The sequence below is a fragment of the Acinetobacter sp. YH18001 genome (assembly GCF_013416975.1).
Classification (GTDB): domain Bacteria; phylum Pseudomonadota; class Gammaproteobacteria; order Pseudomonadales; family Moraxellaceae; genus Acinetobacter; species Acinetobacter pseudolwoffii.
This window is the reverse complement of record NZ_VPEU01000105.1, coordinates 1-2,456: the sequence shown is the minus strand read 5'-3', so window position 1 is coordinate 2,456 and position 2,456 is coordinate 1. Positions and strand designations below refer to the sequence as shown.

The 2,456-nt window shown below is 37.8% G+C and carries 1 protein-coding gene; it reads left to right on the top strand.

Annotation, left to right across the window (positions count from 1 at the left end; genetic code table 11):
* Window positions 1-104: 104 nt before the first annotated feature.
* Window positions 105-2,456 (top strand): calcium-binding protein (locus FTV48_RS14470; RefSeq protein ID WP_306669360.1); only part of this gene is annotated, 2,352 nt, incomplete at its 3' end.

The following is a 2,456-nucleotide window of genomic DNA, read 5'->3' as shown; positions in this document are numbered from 1 at the left end:
TTTCCCACTTAACTATAATTTTGGGGCCTTAGCTGGCGGTCTGGATTGTTTTCCTCTTGACTACGGACGTTAGCACCCGCAGTCTGTCTCCCGGATAGTACTCATTGGTATTCGGAGTTTGCATCGGCCAGATTTGGCATGGTGATTTTAGTTTAGCTATTAATTCACTTGCAGATTTATTTTTAAATAATTATGAAGCCGGAAAGATAGAAATTGAAAAGTTTCAATTTGTTATTAAAGGGTTAGATCCAAATTATGATGTGCTTTATAAAGAATTATTAGATCAATTTACTGAATATGCACAAAGGATTGAAGACCTGACTATCAGAGAATTACTGCTAGAGTCAGTTTATTCCCTTGATGATGATATGTCTGGCTCAGGAAATGATGACGTCATTAAATCTTGGGCTGGTAATGATATTATTAATAGTTATGCTGGTAATGACTTGATTTATGCTGGGAAAGGTAATGATACCGTTAAAGCAGGTTTAGGTGATGATATTATCTATGGTGGTGAAGATCATGACACATTATATGGCGAACAAGGCCATGATGTAATTTATGGAGATGAAGGCCAAGATAAGATTTATGGTGGTGATGGAAATGATATCCTGATCGGCGGAATTGGAAATGACCATCTTGATGGGGGGGCTGGTAGTGATAGTTACTATTTCAGTTTAGGTGATGGGCAAGATACTATTAATAGTTATGAGAACGCCTCAAACAAATTAGATCAAATAGTCTTTGCAGAGGGTATTCGGCCAGACCATATTATCTTGAAACGTTCTGGTAATGACCTGATAGTAAAATACTCATCGGACGATCAAGTAAGTGTAAAAGGTTTCTTTGATAGCAATGGTGTAACAGCATATCGTATTGATCAGATTGTATTTAATGATGGTACATCATGGAATGTTGACTACATTAAAAATCAGGTCTTGGTTGCCACAGAGGGTAATGACACGATTCAGGGTTATAGTAGTAATGATGTACTAACTGGTGATGCTGGCAATGATACTATTTATGGTAATGCTGGCAATGACACCTTGATCGGTGGAACCGGGAATGATTATCTAGAGGGTGGCTCTGGTAGTGATACATATCATTTTAATTTAGGAGATGGTAAAGATACTATTAGAAGTTATGACAGCGCAGTTAATAAGATCGATCAAATTACATTTGCAATAGGTATTAATCCAAATGAGGTTATTTTAAATCGTGCTGGCAATGATCTAGTTGTTAAATATTCAACTAATGATGATGTCACTGTACAAAACTTCTTTGATAGTAATGGAGTTACAGCATATCGTATTGACCAGATTGTTTTTGACAATGGTATTGTGTGGAATGCTGATTACATTAAAAATCAGGTTTTAGTTGCTACGGATGCAAATGACATAATTCAAGGCTATAACAGTCATGATATGCTTACAGGGTTAGCAGGCAATGACACTATTTATGGTAATGCTGGAAATGATACTTTGGATGGTGGAGAAGGTAATGATCAATTATACGGTGGTCAAGGACAAGATAGCATAATCGGGGGGGGAGGCAATGATAGCCTATATGGTGATGATGGCCATGACCACTTATTGGGTGGCAAAGGTGATGACTACCTAGATGGTGGCGCAGGAAATGATACATATCACTTTAGTATAGGTGATGGTCACGATACGATTGAAAGCTACGACTATAATGCCAATAAATTAGATATAATTGTCTTTGGAGAAGGGATTTCTGCAAACAATGTTATTTTAAAACGTGAAAATAATCATCTAGTTGTTAAATATTCAGACAATGATCAAGTCACGATTAAATATTACTTCGATCAAAATGGTGAAACTGCTTATCGTATCGATCAAATTGTTTTTGCTGATCAAACCATTTGGGATATTGCACAAATAAAATCAATTTTATTGGCAGCAACGGATGGTAATGATGTCATTCATGGCTACGCAAGTGCAGATCAAACATCGGGATTAGCCGGTAACGACACGATTTATGGTTATGCCGGTGATGACTATCTGGATGGCGGAGCTGAAGATGACCATCTTTATGGCGGTGCAGGCAACGACACACTAATTGGTGGAGACGGCCAGGATAGACTTGAAGGTGGTGATGGAAATGACCGTCTTGAAGGTGGTGCTGGAAACGATGAATTAAATGGTGGTAGTGGCAATGACACCTATATTTTTACTCGTAATTTTGGCCATGACATCATCAGTAATTATGATAATTCTGCAAATCGTCAAGATATCATTCAATTTACAGATGGCTTAGTTCAAAGTGACTTTACTTTCCGTCGTATCAGCAATGACTTAGTCATTCGTTCACATAATGGTGAAAATAGCATTACGGTGCAGAACTATTTCCAGGCAGATGCTCTGGGTGCCTATCGTATTGACCAGATCAAATTTTCAGATGGAACGGTACTTGATGTTGAAGCTGTGAAAGCC